This is a genomic window from Gallaecimonas xiamenensis 3-C-1 (genome assembly GCF_000299915.1).
GTDB classification, from domain to species: Bacteria; Pseudomonadota; Gammaproteobacteria; order Enterobacterales; family Gallaecimonadaceae; genus Gallaecimonas; species Gallaecimonas xiamenensis.
Window position 1 is genome coordinate 37,250 of sequence record NZ_AMRI01000013.1, and the last position, 15,250, is coordinate 52,499.

Sequence of the window (15,250 nt, forward strand, 5' to 3'; positions counted from 1 at the left end):
GCCAGCGCAAAGTTTACCCAGCCCAAAAGCGGACAATGCGCACAGCCAAAGAGGAGCTTAGTTATGAAGCGCTGGATCAACACCCTGAAACTCGACTACTTCGAAAGCCTGGCCCTGCTGACCATGAGCCTGGTGGCGGTGATCGCCACCCACCTGGAAGGCTGGCCCGTTGACTGGCTACGCTGGCCGGCGATGTTGGTGCTGGCCGTCTCCATCGGCTGGTTTGGCTACCGCCACCTGCTGCGCCCGGGGCGCAGTCACTGAGACAAGGGGCAACCTTGCCGTTACAATGGGCGACCAGTACCCGGAGCTTGTCGCCCATGGAAAAAGAACTGCACAGCCTCAGCCCCCTGGCCCAACGGGCCTTCGCCGCCGCCCTGGCCCAACGCATGTTGCCCAATTTCCTGCTGTTTGCCGACATCACCGAACAGACAGAGGCCGGCCATGCCCTGCAGTCGGCCCTGGACACCGTCTGGGAAAAACTGCTGACCCCCAAAGCCAAGATCAACTTCGAAAAGCAGCAGCTGAAGCTGGCCGAGCTGGAGCCTGACCCGGCCCAGCACGACTTCTTCGGGGTCTATCCGGCCTTGGATACCTATATGGCGGTGATGGCGGTGCTGGCCGCCATGCAGGACAAGGACGAACAGCCGGCCTTGGACGTCAGCCGCCTGTCCCGTGGGTCGGTGCAGTTCTATCTGAATATCCAGGCCGAGACCACCCTGGACTACGAGGCCCTGGACCAGGAGCCGTTGTGGCAGGAAGAACGGGACTTCCAAGAACAGCTGCTGGCCCTGCTGCAAGGGGATCTCATCGAAGAGCAGCTGCGCGACGCCAAACTGATGGGCCGCAACGATGGCATCTCCAATCTGGGCATAGGGCTGGAAGAGTAAGGACTGGCTCACAATTTCGGCATTGCCCCTGCCAAAAGCCTAAAAAAGCGATAGCTGAACTTAAAGAACTCCCGGCGATAAGGCGCTTAGCTCTAGCATCTTGTTGTTGTGGAGTTCCCCATGAAACGCACCCTGGCCCTGTGCCCTCTTTCGCTGCTTGCCCTTAGCCTCGGTGCCCAGGCCCAGGACGCCCGCGTCCAAGCCATGGGCGGTGCCGGCAGCGCCAACGCCAGCTACCTGGCAGCCCCCTTCTACAACCCGGCCTTGCTGTCGAACTTCGACGAAAGTGACGACATCGGCCTGCTGCTGCCTGGCCTGGCCATACGCGGCCGGGACGAAGACAACCTGCAAGACCAGATTGATCACTTCCAAGACCTCAACGATGCCCTGAGCGCCATTCAGCAGGATCCGTCCAACGCCACCCAGGCCCAGACCGAACAGCTGATCAGCCAGTGGCAGGACGCCCTGCGCCAGATGAACGGTGACACCCTGGACGGGGAGCTGGAACTGGGCCTGGCGGTGGCCATTCCCAGCCGGACCCTGGGCATGGCCCTCTTTGCCAGCCTGCGCGCCCAATTCCAAGGCCGGGTCAATATCGACGGTGACGACCTGGATTGGACCCCGGTAGAACTGCCCAACCAGGACTTTGACAATCTTCAGTCCAACGCCCAGATCCTGGGCCTGGCGGTGGCCGACCTGGGCCTGACCTTCAGCCACGGCTGGGATCTGGCCAGCGGCGATCGCCTGATGCTGGGGGTCAGCCCCAAGGCCCAGCGCCTCTATACCTACCTGTACCAGGCGGACGTGAACAATTTCGATGAAGACGACTGGGACAACAGCCAGTACCGGGAAGAAAAATCCGGCCTGAACCTGGACCTGGGCCTGGCCTACCAACACGGTGACTGGCGCCTGGCCCTGAGCGGCCGGGACCTGTTCAAGCAGGACATCGAGTCGGCCCTGGTGGCTGGCCAACGCTTCAGCTACAGCCTCAAGCCCCGCCTGACCCTGGGTGGCGCCTACGATAACGGCTGGCTGGCGGCCACCTTGGAAACCGAGCTGACCAAGACCGAACTGCCGTCCCTCAAAGATGAGCAGCAGCAATGGCTGCGGGCCGGCCTGGAACTGGACGCCTTCCAATGGGCCCAGCTGCGCCTGGGTTACCGCCATGACCTGGAAGGCAGCCAGGACGACGTCCTCACCGCCGGCATCGGCATCTCCCCTTTTGACACCCTGCACCTTGACCTGGCTGCGGAGACGGGCAAGGACGACCACCTTGGTGCTGCCCTGACCCTCTCCTTCACCTTCTGAGTCACGCCCCTCCTAAGAGGGGCGCTTTTTATGCGCTTTTCATTTACCATTTGCGCAAGCCCAACGCTTTGCAGGCCCTGTAATACATGGACTTTTTCGCTGCCGCCGTCACCCTGTTCCTGATCATGGACCCCTTGGGCAACATGCCGGTGTTCATCTCCATCCTTAAACACTTGCCCCCCAAGCGCCGCCGCCTGATCCTGGTGCGGGAGCTTTGCCTGGCCTTAGGGGTAATGTTGATCTTCCTGTTCGGCGGCGAGACGGTACTGCATTTTCTCGGCCTCAAGCAGGAGTCGGTGTCCATTGCCGGCGGTATCATCCTCTTTCTGATCGCCATCAAGATGATCTTCCCAAGCCCAGGCGGCGTTACCGGCCTGGCGGTGGGGGAAGAGCCCTTCCTGGTGCCCATGGCCATACCGCTGATGGCCGGCCCCTCCATCCTGGCGTCCCTGATCCTGATGTCCAATCAGGCCCCCAATCAGCTGGGTTTGTTGACCCTGGCCCTGGTAGGTGCCTGGGCGGTCAACGCCGTGATCCTGCTGTTCTCGGAAGTGCTGATGAAGATCATGGGGGAGCGGGGCCTGACCGCCATGGAAAGGCTGATGGGCATGATACTGGTGATGATCGCGGTGCAGATGTTCCTGGACGGCATCGCCCGCTACCTGGCCTGAAAAAAATCCCGCATCAGCGGGATTCTTTTTCCATCTTGGCCAGCAGCGCCTTGCGCCGCTCGTTGGCGGCGATGCCACCGAAGATAAAGACATCCACCTTGCCGGCCAAATCCAGCTGCAGCACCTTGCTAAACAGCACCACCTGCAGGCCGTGCAATACCACCAGCACCCCCAGCACGATGTAAAACAGGTTCTCAAGGGGCGCCTCAAGGGGGCGGACCAGGTTGATAAGGCACAGGGCCCAAACCCCGGCCATCAGCAGGCGGCGGATCATGTTCATCATTCAGTTTCCTCACGTTGATAGAGCCTGGCCTGCACCTGGCCGGCATTAAGCTCACGGTGCAGGCGCCAGTTACCGGGGGCCTCCAGGGCCAGGCCCTGCTCCACTTCCACATAGACCCAGGCCGACTCGGCCAGCCAGCCCTGGCTTTCCAGCAGGGCCAAGGCCTTGGCGGCCAGGCCCTTGTGAAAGGGCGGGTCCACAAACACCAGGTCAAAGGGCTGGGACGCCGGCTTTTGCAGGTAGGCCAGCACGTCTGCTTCCACCACCTGGCCCTTGTCGCTGCCAAGGCGGCCCAGGTTGTCGGCCAGTTGGCGGGCCACTGCCTTGTCCTTTTCCACCAGCACCAGGGCGCTGGCGTGGCGGGACAGGGCCTCAAAACCCAGGGAACCGGCCCCGGCAAAACAGTCCAGCACCCTGGCCTCCAGGGTCTGGCCCTGGAGCCAGTTGAACACCGTTTCCCGGACCCTGTCGGTGGTGGGCCTTAAGCCCTCGGCGTCCCACACCGGGAGCTTGCGGCCCCGGTACTGCCCGGAGATGATGCGAATTTGTCCGCTTGTGCCTTTGACTGCCATGGCGGTTCTTTGTCCTTGGGGTTAGACTACCGGCTTTAAAAATCCCGCTATTCTAGCCCCCAGACAGCAGATTGCCATGAGCAAAAAGAAAGGTTTGTTTTCCTGGCTTGGCCTGGGCCGCGACAAGGCCGAGCCCGAGCAGAAGCCCCAAGACGCCCCCCAGCCGCCTCCCGCCACCCCAGAACCCCTGCCCGAAGCCGAGCCGGCGGCAAGCGAAGCCGTGCCCCTGGAAGTGGAAGCCGAGCTGGTAGAGCCCCCCTTGGTTGAAGAGCCGGCGCCAGTCCTGGAAAGCCAGCCTGAAGCCGAAGCCGAAGCCGAAGCTGTAGCCCAAGCCGAAGCCGAAGACGAAGCGGAGGCCGAAGCCAAAGCCGAAGCCGAACCGGAAGCCGAAGCCAAACCCGAAGCCGAAGCAGAAGCCGAGGCCGAAGCCGAAGCAGAAGCCGAGGCCGAAGCCGAAGCAGAAGCCGAGGCCGAACAGGATGCTGCGCCTGCCGTCGAGGAAATCAAGGCCGATTTGGCCACCCAAGCCGCCAAGGCCCATGCTGGCCGTGAAAAGCCCGGTTTCTTCAGCCGCCTTCGCCTCGGCCTCAAACGCACCCGTGAAAACATCGGCGCCGGCTTCCTGGCCATTTTCCGTGGCAAGAAGATCGACGACGAGCTGTTCGAAGAGCTGGAAACCCAGCTGCTGCTGGCCGATGTCGGGGTGGAAACCACCAGCCGCCTGATCGACCGCCTTACCAAGCAGGCCAGCCTCGGCCAGCTCAAGGACGGCGAAGCCCTCTATGATCTCCTGAAAAAGGAGATGCACGCCCTGCTGGAACCGGTTTCCAAGCCCCTGGTCATCGACCGCAAACCCCATGTGATCTTGATGGTCGGGGTCAATGGCGTTGGCAAAACCACCACCATCGGCAAGCTGGCCCGCCAATTCAAGGACCAGGGCAAGTCGGTGATGCTGGCCGCCGGCGACACCTTCCGCGCCGCCGCCGTAGAGCAGCTGCAAGTCTGGGGGGAGCGTAACGACATCCCGGTGGTAGCCCAGCACACCGGCGCCGACTCCGCTTCCGTGGTGTTTGACGCCCTGCAGGCCGCCAAGGCCCGTAACGTGGACGTGCTCATTGCCGATACCGCCGGTCGCCTGCAAAACAAGGCGCACCTGATGGAAGAGCTCAAGAAAATCGTGCGGGTGATGAAGAAGCTGGATCCGGAAGCGCCCCACGAGGTGATGCTGACCCTGGACGCCGGTACCGGCCAGAATGCCCTGAGCCAGGCCAAGATCTTCAGCGAAGCAGTAGGCCTGACCGGCATCACCCTCACCAAACTCGATGGTACCGCCAAAGGTGGGGTCATCTTTGCCATTGCCGACAAATTTGGTATTCCTATCCGATACATAGGTGTGGGCGAAGGCATAACCGACCTGCGGACCTTCCATGCAGGCCAGTTTGTGGACGCCCTTTTCGAGACAGAGGAAAAATGATCCGTTTCGAGCAGGTCTCCAAGGCGTATTCCGGCGGTGCCCAGGCACTGCAGAATGTCAGTTTCCATCTCGGCAAAGGCGAGATGGCATTCCTGACCGGCCATTCCGGCGCCGGCAAGAGCACCCTGCTCAGGCTGATCACCCTGCAAGAAAGGCCGTCCGCCGGCAAGGTGAGCATCAACGGTCACGACATCAGCAGGCTGCGCTCGGCGCAGATCCCTCTGGTGCGCCGAGACATCGGCATCATCTTCCAAGACCATCGGCTGTTGATGGACAAGACGGTGTTCGAAAACGTGGCCCTGCCGCTGATCGTGGTGGGCTTTACCGCAGGCGAGATCCGCAAGCGAGTGCAGACCGCCCTGGGCTGGGTGGGGCTGTCGGACAAGGCCCATTGCTACCCCATACAGCTGTCCGGTGGCGAGCAGCAGCGGGTGGGCATAGCCAGGGCCGTGGTCAACAAGCCGCCGCTACTGCTGGCAGACGAACCCACCGGCAACCTGGACCCGAAACTGTCCATGGACATACTGCGCCTCTTTGAAGACCTCAACAGCCTGGGGATCTCGGTGTTGGTGGCCACCCATGATCTGGGCCTTATCGCCCGCATGCGTCACCACACCTTTACCCTCAAGCAAGGCCGGATGCTGGGCGACTCCCTGGCGGGAGACGACCTGTGAGCCTGTTATTTGAAAACCGCACCGTCGGGGCCAGCGCCGCCAGACCAGGCCTTGGCAGCCGCCTGCTGATGTACTTCGTACGCCACGTCCAGCAGGCCGTCGGTAGCCTGGGGGAGCTGTACAAGGCACCCCTGGCCAGCCTGCTGACCATAGCGGTACTGGGCTTTTCCCTGACCCTGCCCACCACCTTCTATGTGCTGCTCAAGAACGTGGAGGCGGTATCCGGCCAGTTCGACAAGGCCTCCGAGATCACCTTACTGCTCAAGGACAGGATCACGGAGGACGACGCCGCCAAGGCCGCCACCCGCATTGGCCTCTACCCGGAAGTGGCCGAGGCCAGGCTTATCACCCGTGACGAGGCCCTCACCGAGTTCCGCCAAAAAAGTGGCTTCGGTGAAGCCCTGGACTACCTTGACGACAACCCCCTGCCCAATACCCTGATCGTGGTGCCCACAGACCGCCATGCCGGCCCCAAGGCCGCCGAGGCACTGCTGGACAAGCTCAGCAAGGAAAGGGAAGTGGCCCAGGGCCGCCTGGACCTGGACTGGCTCAAGCGCCTGGACGCCCTGGTGGGCATGGTTCGTGACGGGGTAGCCCTGGTAGCCGCCCTGTTGCTGGTGACCATGGTGCTGGTGGTGGGCAACACCATCAGGCTGATGATCGAACACCGCCGCGACACCATCAATGTGATGAAGATGGTAGGCGCCACCGACGCCTTCGTGCGCCGGCCCTTCCTTTATACCGGCCTCTGGTACGGCTTGGCCGCCGGCCTGCTGGCCGCAGCCCTGGTCACCCTGGGGCTCTGGTGGCTGGAACGCAGCGTGGCGCGGGTGGTGGACCTTTATCAGACCCAGTTCCGCCTGGATGGCCTTGACGGCCAGGAATGGCTGGCATTGCTGGGGTTGTCGGTGGCCCTGGGCCTGGGCGGCGCCTACCTGGCTGTCTGGCGCCACCTCAAGGCCATGGACCCGGCTTGATCCCGGCGGAACTTTTTCATACAGTTGGGCTCTTAGGTACGGGTTTTGTGACCTACATCCGGTTTTTTGAGGGAGTGAGATGAGCGACCATCTGCAATCCATGGCATTGACCTTACCTGCCAGCGGCAGCCTCGAGGCATACGTCCATTCGGTGAACAGCATCCCCATGCTGAGCGCCGAGGAAGAGCACGCCCTGGCCACCCGGCTGCAGGAAGACGGTGACCTGCAGGCGGCAAAAGCCCTGATCATGTCGCACCTGCGTTTTGTGGTGCATGTGGCCCGCAGTTATTCAGGGTACGGCCTGCCCCAGGCCGACCTTATCCAGGAAGGCAACATCGGCCTGATGAAGGCGGTCAAGCGCTTCGACCCCACAGTGGGAGTGCGCCTGGTGTCCTTTGCCGTGCATTGGATAAAAGCCGAGATCCACGAATATGTGCTGAAAAACTGGCGCATCGTCAAAATCGCCACCACCAAGGCCCAGCGTAAGCTGTTCTTCAACCTGCGCTCCAAGAAAAAGCGCCTGGGTTGGTTCAGCCATGACGAAGTGCAGATGGTGGCAGAGGAGCTGGGTGTCAGCCCCTCTGAGGTACGGGAAATGGAAGCACGCATGAGCTCTCCCGACCAGGCCTTCGAACTGGCCAGCGACGATGACGACGAGTCCTACGCCCCGGTGCACTACCTGGAAGACAAAGGGTCTGATCTGGCCCAGAGCATCGAGGAAGAGCAATGGGAAGCCCAATCCCACGCCCGCCTTGGCCACGCCCTGGCAGTGCTGGACGAGCGTAGCCGCGACATACTGCAAAGCCGCTGGCTGGACGAAGACAAGGCCACCCTGCAGGAACTGGCGGACAAGTACCAGGTCTCTGCCGAGCGGGTACGCCAGCTCGAGAAAAACGCCTTGAGCAAGCTCAAGAGCGCCATGGTGCATTAAGCAAAAAGCCGGCGACAGCCGGCTTTTTTCATGAAAAGGGCCTTGCGGCCCTTTTTGCGTTTACAGGGCTTTTTGCCAAGCCTCGCCGTCCACGGCTTCAAAGCCCAGGGCCAGCAGGAAATCCCCTACCATGGCCCGGTTTTCCACCGGGTAGTCGCTGGCCAGGGCCCGGACCTGGGCCAGGCCCATGTCCTTGGCCCGCTCCAGGGCCTTTTGCATCAGGTAACGGCCGACGCCACGGCGGCGGGTTTCGGAGCGCACTCCCAGGTTCACCAGGCGGTCGCCGTCCAGACGCACGGCGCCGATATGGCGGTCGTTAAAGGTGGCGATAAACCAGAATGGGGCTTGCAGATCGGCCGGCAGGTGGCCGTAGAGCTTGCCAAGGTCCGTTTCCATCTGGGCGGAAACGGGGGGGTTGGCATGGATAGTCAAACGCATGAGCGGGTCCTTACAGGTCCTTAGCCTCGGTTGGGCACCAGTGTACCAGAAGACGCCACCTGGACTTCAGGCAAGAGGCTGGTCACAGGCACCAGCTGAGTGTCCTGCAAATTTGCCAGTTTTTGCTTGAGAAAGGCCAGGGTAGCGCTGTGGGGATGGGCGATCACCACCACCTGGCCGTCGCGCTTGGCCAGGCGCAGGGCCCGCTGCCATTGGCTGTCCAGGTCGGTCAGATCGTTGTCCAAGAACACCTTGCGGGCTACCGCCGGCACACCGGCGTCCAGGGCAGCAGCCAGGGCCTGTGAAGCGGCGGAGGTGCGCGAATCGACAAAGTAGAGGCGGGGGGGAGCCAATATCGCCATCAGCCAGTCCATACGCTGTCGGTCCTGGGTCAAAAGGGACCCCATATGGTTATTGACCCCCTTGGCCTGGGGAATGGCGGCGATGGCCTGGTCGACAATGTGCTCGAGCTGGTCGCGGCTCTGGGTCAGGGTCAGGGTGTCGGCCTCCAGGGGCCTTTGGCCCAGGGGTTCCATGGGCAGGTGCAGCATCACCGGCTGGCGAGCCTCTGCGGCCAGCTGGGCACCATAGGGGGTATGGGGCAACACGCTCAGGGTAACGGCTTCAGGCAGGGCCAGGGCCCGGGCATCGTCCTTGCTGTAGCCGATGTCGTCGAGGATAAGGGCCAGCTTTGGCTGGGCTGCGGCCAGGCAAGGCAGCAGCCCCAGAAACAGGGCAAAACAGCGCACGGTGATCCTTGTTGTTATACGTGTTGGTCTTCCAGGAAGCGCAGGGCCTCCCACAGCAGGGCGTCATCGGCCCATTCCCCGCCCACGGCCAGTTCTGCCTGGTGGGTCAGGGGGTAATGGCTTTTCATGCGAGAACGCAGCTTGGCGTCTCCCATCAGGCTGCCGGCCTTGAGATCGGGCTCTATGCCCTTGCCCTGGATGGACAGGCCATTGGGAGTCAGGTAATGGGCTGTGGTGATCTTCAACGCCCTGTTGCCGTCCGACAAGGGGATCAGGCTCTGGACGCTGCCCTTACCGAAGCTCTTTTCACCCAGCAGCAGGGCACGGCCCCTGTCCTTGAGGGCACCGGCCAGGATCTCGGCGGCCGACGCCGATTCCTTGTCAATCAGCACCAGCAGCGGCAGGCTCTCGAAGGGGTCACCGCTCTTGGCGTCAAAAACCTGGTTGGCGTAGTCGGCCCGGCCATGGGTGCTGACGATGGGCCCCTTGTCCAAAAACAGATCGGCCAGGTCCACGGCGGCAGGGAAAACCCCACCGGGGTTACCGCGAAGATCCAAGATAGCGGCCTTGGGCTGGTGTTGCTTGAGGGCCTGGGTCACTTCCGCCGGAGTGGAATACTGGAACTGGCTGATGCGCAGCCAGAGCCGGTCACCGTCCAGGGGATAGGCGCTCACCGAATGCACTTCCACTTCCGCTGGGGCCACCTGGAAGCGCAGCATCTTGCCGGCCCTGTCGATATCCAGGTTCACCTCCCCTTTTGGGGCACCCCTAAGGCTGGCCACCAGGGCGTTCAGGCTCTTGCCGGCAACGGCGGCGCCGTTGATGGCAAGCACCCTGTCACCGGCCTGGATACCGGCCTTGGCGGCGGGGGACTCGGGGATGGGCTGGGTCACCAGCAGGTGCTGCTGGTCATCGAAATTCACTTCCAGGCCAAGGCCTGAGTAATGGCCGTCGGCCATTTCCTGAAGGGCACGGATATCCTCCCCTTCCAGGTACTTGGAGTAGTCGTCCAGGGAGGACACCAGCCCTTTGAGGGCCTTATCGGCCAGCTGTTCCTGATCCACCGCTTCGACATAGAAATGGCTGATCTGTTCCAGGGTTTCGCTGACCCGCTGGTCGGCACTCATCACCCCCTGGCCAGCCACGGCCAAACCCAGTCCAGCCAAGGCTACCCCTGTTACCAACCCTGCCAACCAGGATCCCATGGACATGCTTCCCTCCTTAGATCAGCGGCACCAACGTGCCGGGTCTACGGCCTGCCCCTCGCGACGTATCTCGAAGTATAGCCCCGGCTCATTTTGGCCCCCGGAGCGGCCCACCAGGGCGATCTGCTCGCCGGCGGTTACCTCGTCACCTACGCCCCGAAGCAGTGCCTGGTTCTGGCCGTACAGGCTCATGTAGCCGTCACCATGCTGCACTACCAGCAGCAGGCCAAAGCCCCGCACCCAGTCGGCATAGACCACTGTACCGCCGGCCACGGCTTTGACCTTGGCCCCTTCGGCGGCGTTGATGATCACTCCTTTCCATTCGATACCGGCGGCCCTGTTCTTACCGAACAGTTTTTGCACCCGGCCATCCACCGGCCAGGCCAACTTGCCTTCCTGGCCCTTGAGGGTCTGGGTGCCGGCCCTGAGCCTGGCCTTGCGCTCGGCTTCCTTGATCAGTTGGTTCAGGGCGTTCCTGTCACCCACCAGTTGCTCCAGTTCACTGGACTGGTTCTGGATCTGGCGGCTGAGCTTGTCGATGGTGCCCTGGCGCTGCTGCTTTTGTCCGGCCAGGGACTGCTGGCGTTCCTTGGCCTGGCTGCTGAGGCTGGCCAGGCGGGCCAGGGCCCGGTCCAACTGCTGCTGGGTGCCTTGCAGCTGGGCCTTGGTGGCCTTGAGTTCTTTGAGTTGGTCGAGGCGGGCGTCGTTGAAGCGCTGGTAGTAACCCATCATCCGCTCCATTTCCCCCAGAGATTGGAGGTTGAGCAGCATCTTCAGGTAGTCGTCCTCACCGCTGGCGTAGGCGGCCCTGAGCTGCTTGACCAGCAGCGCCTGCTGGGCCTTGGATTCGACCCTGAGCTTGTCCAGCTGCTGCTGCAACTGTTGCCGTTGCTGCTGCTGTTCGCCCTGCTGGCGGCCCAGCCGCTCCAGTTCGGCGCTCAGCTTGCCTATCTCGGTGTCAATCTTCTTGAGGTTGCCCTGCAGCTGCTGCCGCTCGGCCTTTTGGCGGGCTATGGTCTGGCGGGTTTCCTTGATCTGCTGGTCAACCTGCTTGAGCTGGTCCTTGTCGACGGTGGCCAGACAGCCAAAGGCGGCCACCAGGGCCGCCAAGGTCAGGCTCGTGACAAGGCCGCGCCTCATTCAACGATAAACAGCGGTTTGCCGGTCATTTCGGCAGGCACCGGCATCCCCATCAGGGTCAGCATAGTGGGGGCGATGTCGGACAGTACCCCCCCTTCTACCGCCTTGGCCGGGCGCCCCACATAGATCAGCGGCACCGGGTCTGAGGTGTGGGCGGTATGGGGTTGGCCTGACTCGTGGTCCAGCATCTGCTCGGCGTTGCCATGGTCGGCGGTAATAAGGCACTCGCCCCCCACCTTGGCCAGGGCCTGGGTGACCCGGCCGATGCAGTGGTCCACCGCTTCACAGGCCTTGACCGCCGCCTCGAAGACGCCGGTATGGCCGACCATGTCGCCGTTGGGATAGTTACAGACGATAACGTCGTAGTCCCCGGACTCGATGGCCGCCACCAGCTTGTCGGTGAGCTCGGTGGAGTTCATCTCCGGCTGCAGGTCGTAGGTGGCCACATTGGGGGACGGGACCAGGATACGGTCTTCACCGGGGAAGGTCTGCTCGACACCACCGTTAAAGAAGAAGGTGACGTGGGCGTATTTCTCGGTTTCGGAGATGCGCAGCTGGGTCTTGTCGTGCTTGGCCAGCCATTCACCCAGGGTGTTGGACAGGCTCTCTGGCGGGTAGGCGCAACTGGTGTGGATATCGGCGGCATACTGGGTCAGCATCACGAAGTCGGCCAGGGCAGGGCGCTTGGCCCGCTCGAAGCCGCTGAAACCGTCGTCCACAAAGGCACGGCTCATCTGCCGGGCCCGGTCGGCCCGGAAGTTCATGAAGATGACGGCGTCGCCGTCGGCCATGGCCACCGGCTCACCGACGGCGGTGGCCTTGACGAATTCGTCGTTCTCGCCCCTTTCATAGGCGGCGTCCAGGGCGGCCAGGGCGTCGGGGGAGTGGAACTGGGCCTTGCCCTGGGTCAGCAGGTCGTAGGCGGCCTGCACCCTGTCCCAGCGGTTGTCGCGGTCCATGGCGTAATAACGGCCCACCAGGCTGGCGATGCGGCCCTTGCCCAGTTCGGCGCACTTGGCGTTGACCCTTTCCAGGGAAGCCTTGGCGCTACGTGGCGGAGTATCACGGCCGTCCAGGAAGCCGTGCAGGTAAATGTGCTCGGCGCCACGGCGGGCCGCCAGTTCCATCATGGCCAGCAGGTGCTCTTCATGGCTGTGCACACCACCTGGGCTCAGCAGGCCCATGATATGTACCGCCTTGCCCTTGGCCACGGCTTTGTCCACGGCGGCGCACAGGGCCGGGTTGTCGAAGAAGTCGCCGTCGTTGATGGCTTTGCCGATGCGGGTCAGTTCCTGGTAGACCACCCGGCCGGCGCCCAGGTTGACATGGCCCACTTCGGAGTTACCCATCTGACCGTCGGGCAGGCCCACGTCCAGGCCGGAACCGGAGATCAAAGAATGCGGTTTTTCGGCCCAAAGTTTGTCAAGGTTAACGGTGTTTGCCGCAAGAATGGCGTTGTTTTCCGGATTTTCCCGGTAACCCCAGCCATCCATGATGATCAATACCAGCGGTTTCTTGGCCATGACGTTACCCACATCGCGCTTTTATCCATCGAATTGCGCCTAGTTTAAACACAAAGGCCTGTCACAAACCAGCGGCAGGGACTGGCTTTGAAGGGGCACCAAGGTATACTCAAGGCCCCTAAAATTCTGTGGATAGGCAAGCATGACCCTGTCAGAACTCACCGCTTTTCTCGGCAACCACCTGATACTGACCACCCTCTGGGCGGTTCTCTTTATCCTGCTGGTCGCCTCCCTGGTACAGGGTGCCCTGTCTGGCATCAAGAAAGTCAAAGCCCAGGAAGCGGTCTTCCTGATCAACCAGGACAATACCCTGGTGGTCGACGTCCGCGCCCAGGCCGATTTCAAGAAAGCCCATATCGCCGGTGCCCTGAACCTGTCCAAAGACACTTTGTTAAAAGGTGATGTAAGCCGCCTTGAAAAGCACAAAGACGCCCCCATCATCCTGGTATGCGACATGGGCCACAGCGCCTCGCAGGTTGCCAAACAGCTGAGCAAGGCCGGTTTCAAGTCCTTGTTTGTGCTCAGCGGCGGTATCCAAGGCTGGCGTGACGCCGGTATGCCGGTGAAAGGTTAAGGAGTCTTTAATGGCCAACATCGTTATTTACACCAAAACCGGATGCCCCTACTGTGTACGGGCCAAAATGTTGCTGACCGAAAAACAACAAGGGTTCAAGGAAGTCTGCAATGACAATGACACCGAACGCCGCCAGCATATGCTGGAGCTGACCGGTGGTCAGAGCTACACGGTGCCGCAGATTTTCATCAACGATCAGCTGATCGGTGGCTGCTCCGATCTGGAAGCACTTAACGCTGCCGGTAAATTGGACGCCCTCTTAGGCGCCTGAGCGAACCCATAACGACAACGACACATTAAGACAGGTTAAAATCATGGCTGAAGAACAGAACAACGCCCAACAGCAGGCGCCCCAATTCCATATCCAGCGCGTCTACACCAAGGATATCTCCTTCGAGACCCCCAACTCCCCGGCCATCTTCCAAAAAGAATGGAAGCCGGAAGTGAAGCTGGACCTGGACACCCGTTCCAACAAGCTGGCTGACGACGTTTACGAAGTGGTACTGGCCCTGACCGTGACCACCACAGTGGAAGGCGAGACCGCTTTCCTGTGCGAAGTGCAGCAAGCCGGTATCTTCACCATCGGCAACATGCCTGAGCCGCAGCTGGCCCACACCCTGGGCTCCTTCGCCCCGAACATCCTGTTCCCCTACGCTCGCGAAGCCGTATCCAACCTGGTTAACCGTGGCACCTTCCCGCCCCTGAACCTGGCCCCGGTCAACTTCGACGCTCTGTTCGCCCAGTACGTGCAGCAGCGCGCAGCCCAGGCTGCCGACGGTGCCGCCGAGGAGGCCCAGGCCTAAGCCTGAGAAAAACGCATGACAGCCGAGCAACCGGCCATTTGCGTCCTGGGGGCGGGGTCTTACGGCACCGCCCTTGCCATTTCTTTGGCACGCAATGGCAACCGCATCCTTCTGTGGGGGCATAACGCCACCCACCTGGCCGACCTGGCCAAAGAGCGGCAGAACCGCCGCTATCTGGAAGGTATTCCCTTCCCCGACAGCCTGGAAATGGAACCGGACCTGGCCAAAGCCGTGTCCAGTTGCCGCGATATCCTGGTGGTGGTGCCGTCCCACGCCTTCGATGACGTGCTTAACCAGATGAAGCCGCATCTGCGCCCGGACGCCCGTGTGGCCTGGGCCACCAAGGGCCTGGAACCGGACACCGGCCGCCTGCTGCAGGACGCCGCCCGTGAAGTGCTGGGTGACACCATGCCTCTGGCCGTGGTCTCCGGCCCCACCTTCGCCAAGGAGCTGGCCGCCGGCCTGCCCACGGCGATCTCCATCTCCAGTACCGATGAAGACTTCATGCACCGGCTGGCGGACCTGCTGCACTGCGAAAAGCGGCTGCGCACTTACGCCAACCCGGACTTTATCGGGGTGCAACTGGGGGGCGCGGTCAAGAACGTCATTGCCATAGGCGCCGGCATGGCCGACGGCCTCGGCTTCGGAGCCAACGCCCGCACCGCCCTGATCACCCGTGGCCTGGTGGAACTATCCCGCCTGGGCGCTGCCCTGGGGGCCGATCCGGCCACCTTTATGGGCATGTCCGGCCTGGGGGATCTGGTACTGACCTGTACCGACAACCAGTCCCGCAACCGCCGCTTCGGCCTGGCCCTGGGCCAGGGCAAAGGGGCCCAGCAGGCCATGGACGAGATTGGCCAGGTGGTAGAAGGCTACCGTAACGCCAAGGAAGTCTTTGAACTGGCCAAGCGGCTGGGGGTGGAAATGCCCATCACCGAGCAGATCTACGCCGTGCTCTACGAAGGGCGCGACCCCAAGGAGGCCTCCAAAAACCTCCTGGCCCGGGAACGCAAATCCGAATCCCTGTCATGACAAACC

Annotated in this window: 19 protein-coding genes; 12 read left to right on the forward strand and 7 right to left on the reverse strand. The window is 62.2% G+C overall.

Features of this window, described 5'->3' with window-relative positions:
- Nucleotides 1-63 precede the first annotated feature (63 nt).
- From B3C1_RS10430 to B3C1_RS10445, 4 genes are all read left to right on the forward strand, one after another.
- Nucleotides 64-264, forward strand: a complete 201-nt coding sequence (locus B3C1_RS10430) for a hypothetical protein (protein ID WP_008484712.1) — start codon at nucleotides 64-66, stop codon at nucleotides 262-264.
- Between the two features lie 56 nt (nucleotides 265-320).
- On the forward strand, nucleotides 321-890 hold the full coding sequence (locus B3C1_RS10435) for a YjaG family protein (RefSeq protein ID WP_008484713.1): 570 nt from the start codon (nucleotides 321-323) through the stop codon (nucleotides 888-890).
- 120 nt (nucleotides 891-1,010) lie between these two features.
- Complete coding sequence (locus B3C1_RS10440) at nucleotides 1,011-2,198, forward strand: conjugal transfer protein TraF (RefSeq protein WP_008484714.1); 1,188 nt, start codon at nucleotides 1,011-1,013, stop codon at nucleotides 2,196-2,198.
- A gap of 86 nt (nucleotides 2,199-2,284) precedes the next feature.
- The gene (locus tag B3C1_RS10445; protein ID WP_008484715.1) at nucleotides 2,285-2,869 is read left to right on the forward strand and encodes a YhgN family NAAT transporter; all 585 of its coding nucleotides are present in this window, start codon (nucleotides 2,285-2,287) and stop codon (nucleotides 2,867-2,869) included.
- A 13-nt stretch (nucleotides 2,870-2,882) separates the two neighbouring features.
- On the opposite strand, the gene B3C1_RS10450 is transcribed toward B3C1_RS10445, so the two are convergent.
- Nucleotides 2,883-3,152 (reverse strand): DUF1145 domain-containing protein, encoded by a 270-nt coding sequence (locus tag B3C1_RS10450; protein ID WP_035481808.1) that lies wholly within the window; start codon nucleotides 3,150-3,152, stop codon nucleotides 2,883-2,885.
- Complete coding sequence (gene rsmD, locus B3C1_RS10455) at nucleotides 3,149-3,724, reverse strand: 16S rRNA (guanine(966)-N(2))-methyltransferase RsmD (protein ID WP_008484718.1); 576 nt, start codon at nucleotides 3,722-3,724, stop codon at nucleotides 3,149-3,151. Before rsmD ends, B3C1_RS10450 begins: the two co-directional genes overlap by 4 nt.
- Before the next feature lie 76 nt (nucleotides 3,725-3,800).
- On the opposite strand from rsmD, the gene ftsY reads away from it, so the two are divergent.
- The 4 genes from ftsY (at nucleotide 3,801) to rpoH (ending at nucleotide 7,780) form a co-directional block, all read left to right on the forward strand.
- Nucleotides 3,801-5,198 (forward strand): signal recognition particle-docking protein FtsY, encoded by a 1,398-nt coding sequence (ftsY, locus tag B3C1_RS10460; protein ID WP_008484719.1) that lies wholly within the window; start codon nucleotides 3,801-3,803, stop codon nucleotides 5,196-5,198.
- Nucleotides 5,195-5,872: a cell division ATP-binding protein FtsE gene (gene ftsE / locus B3C1_RS10465; RefSeq protein ID WP_008484720.1), complete on the forward strand. Its 678-nt coding sequence runs from the start codon at nucleotides 5,195-5,197 to the stop codon at nucleotides 5,870-5,872. Before ftsY ends, ftsE begins: the two co-directional genes overlap by 4 nt.
- Nucleotides 5,869-6,849, forward strand: a complete 981-nt coding sequence (ftsX, locus tag B3C1_RS10470; protein WP_008484721.1) for a permease-like cell division protein FtsX — start codon at nucleotides 5,869-5,871, stop codon at nucleotides 6,847-6,849. The genes ftsE and ftsX overlap by 4 nt, the downstream gene beginning before the upstream one ends.
- Before the next feature lie 79 nt (nucleotides 6,850-6,928).
- Nucleotides 6,929-7,780 (forward strand): RNA polymerase sigma factor RpoH, encoded by an 852-nt coding sequence (rpoH, locus tag B3C1_RS10475; protein ID WP_008484722.1) that lies wholly within the window; start codon nucleotides 6,929-6,931, stop codon nucleotides 7,778-7,780.
- 60 nt (nucleotides 7,781-7,840) lie between these two features.
- Here rpoH and B3C1_RS10480 read toward each other — a convergent pair whose 3' ends face one another.
- The 5 genes from B3C1_RS10480 to gpmM are packed head-to-tail and all read right to left on the reverse strand — an operon-like array spanning nucleotide 7,841 to nucleotide 12,835.
- On the reverse strand, nucleotides 7,841-8,218 hold the full coding sequence (locus tag B3C1_RS10480; RefSeq protein WP_008484723.1) for an acetyl-CoA sensor PanZ family protein: 378 nt from the start codon (nucleotides 8,216-8,218) through the stop codon (nucleotides 7,841-7,843).
- Between the two features lie 20 nt (nucleotides 8,219-8,238).
- Nucleotides 8,239-8,967: a divergent polysaccharide deacetylase family protein gene (locus B3C1_RS10485; RefSeq protein ID WP_008484725.1), complete on the reverse strand. Its 729-nt coding sequence runs from the start codon at nucleotides 8,965-8,967 to the stop codon at nucleotides 8,239-8,241.
- 14 nt (nucleotides 8,968-8,981) lie between these two features.
- Nucleotides 8,982-10,178, reverse strand: coding sequence for a S41 family peptidase (locus tag B3C1_RS10490; RefSeq protein ID WP_008484726.1), 1,197 nt, complete (start codon nucleotides 10,176-10,178; stop codon nucleotides 8,982-8,984).
- 15 nt (nucleotides 10,179-10,193) lie between these two features.
- Nucleotides 10,194-11,312 carry a murein hydrolase activator EnvC family protein gene (locus B3C1_RS10495; protein ID WP_008484727.1) on the reverse strand — a complete coding sequence of 373 codons (1,119 nt, stop codon included), beginning with the start codon at nucleotides 11,310-11,312 and terminating at the stop codon, nucleotides 10,194-10,196.
- On the reverse strand, nucleotides 11,309-12,835 hold the full coding sequence (gpmM, locus tag B3C1_RS10500) for a 2,3-bisphosphoglycerate-independent phosphoglycerate mutase (protein ID WP_008484728.1): 1,527 nt from the start codon (nucleotides 12,833-12,835) through the stop codon (nucleotides 11,309-11,311). Before gpmM ends, B3C1_RS10495 begins: the two co-directional genes overlap by 4 nt.
- Nucleotides 12,836-12,977: 142 nt before the next feature.
- On the opposite strand from gpmM, the gene B3C1_RS10505 reads away from it, so the two are divergent.
- Genes B3C1_RS10505 through gpsA form a run of 4 tightly spaced genes read left to right on the forward strand, consistent with a single transcriptional unit; the run spans nucleotide 12,978 to nucleotide 15,244 of the window.
- Nucleotides 12,978-13,409, forward strand: coding sequence for a rhodanese-like domain-containing protein (locus tag B3C1_RS10505; protein WP_008484729.1), 432 nt, complete (start codon nucleotides 12,978-12,980; stop codon nucleotides 13,407-13,409).
- Nucleotides 13,410-13,419: 10 nt separating this feature from the next.
- Nucleotides 13,420-13,680, forward strand: coding sequence for a glutaredoxin 3 (gene grxC / locus B3C1_RS10510; RefSeq protein ID WP_008484731.1), 261 nt, complete (start codon nucleotides 13,420-13,422; stop codon nucleotides 13,678-13,680).
- Between the two features lie 43 nt (nucleotides 13,681-13,723).
- Nucleotides 13,724-14,212 (forward strand): protein-export chaperone SecB, encoded by a 489-nt coding sequence (gene secB / locus B3C1_RS10515; RefSeq protein WP_008484732.1) that lies wholly within the window; start codon nucleotides 13,724-13,726, stop codon nucleotides 14,210-14,212.
- Between the two features lie 15 nt (nucleotides 14,213-14,227).
- Nucleotides 14,228-15,244: an NAD(P)H-dependent glycerol-3-phosphate dehydrogenase gene (gene gpsA, locus B3C1_RS10520; RefSeq protein ID WP_008484733.1), complete on the forward strand. Its 1,017-nt coding sequence runs from the start codon at nucleotides 14,228-14,230 to the stop codon at nucleotides 15,242-15,244.
- Nucleotides 15,245-15,250 lie beyond the last annotated feature (6 nt).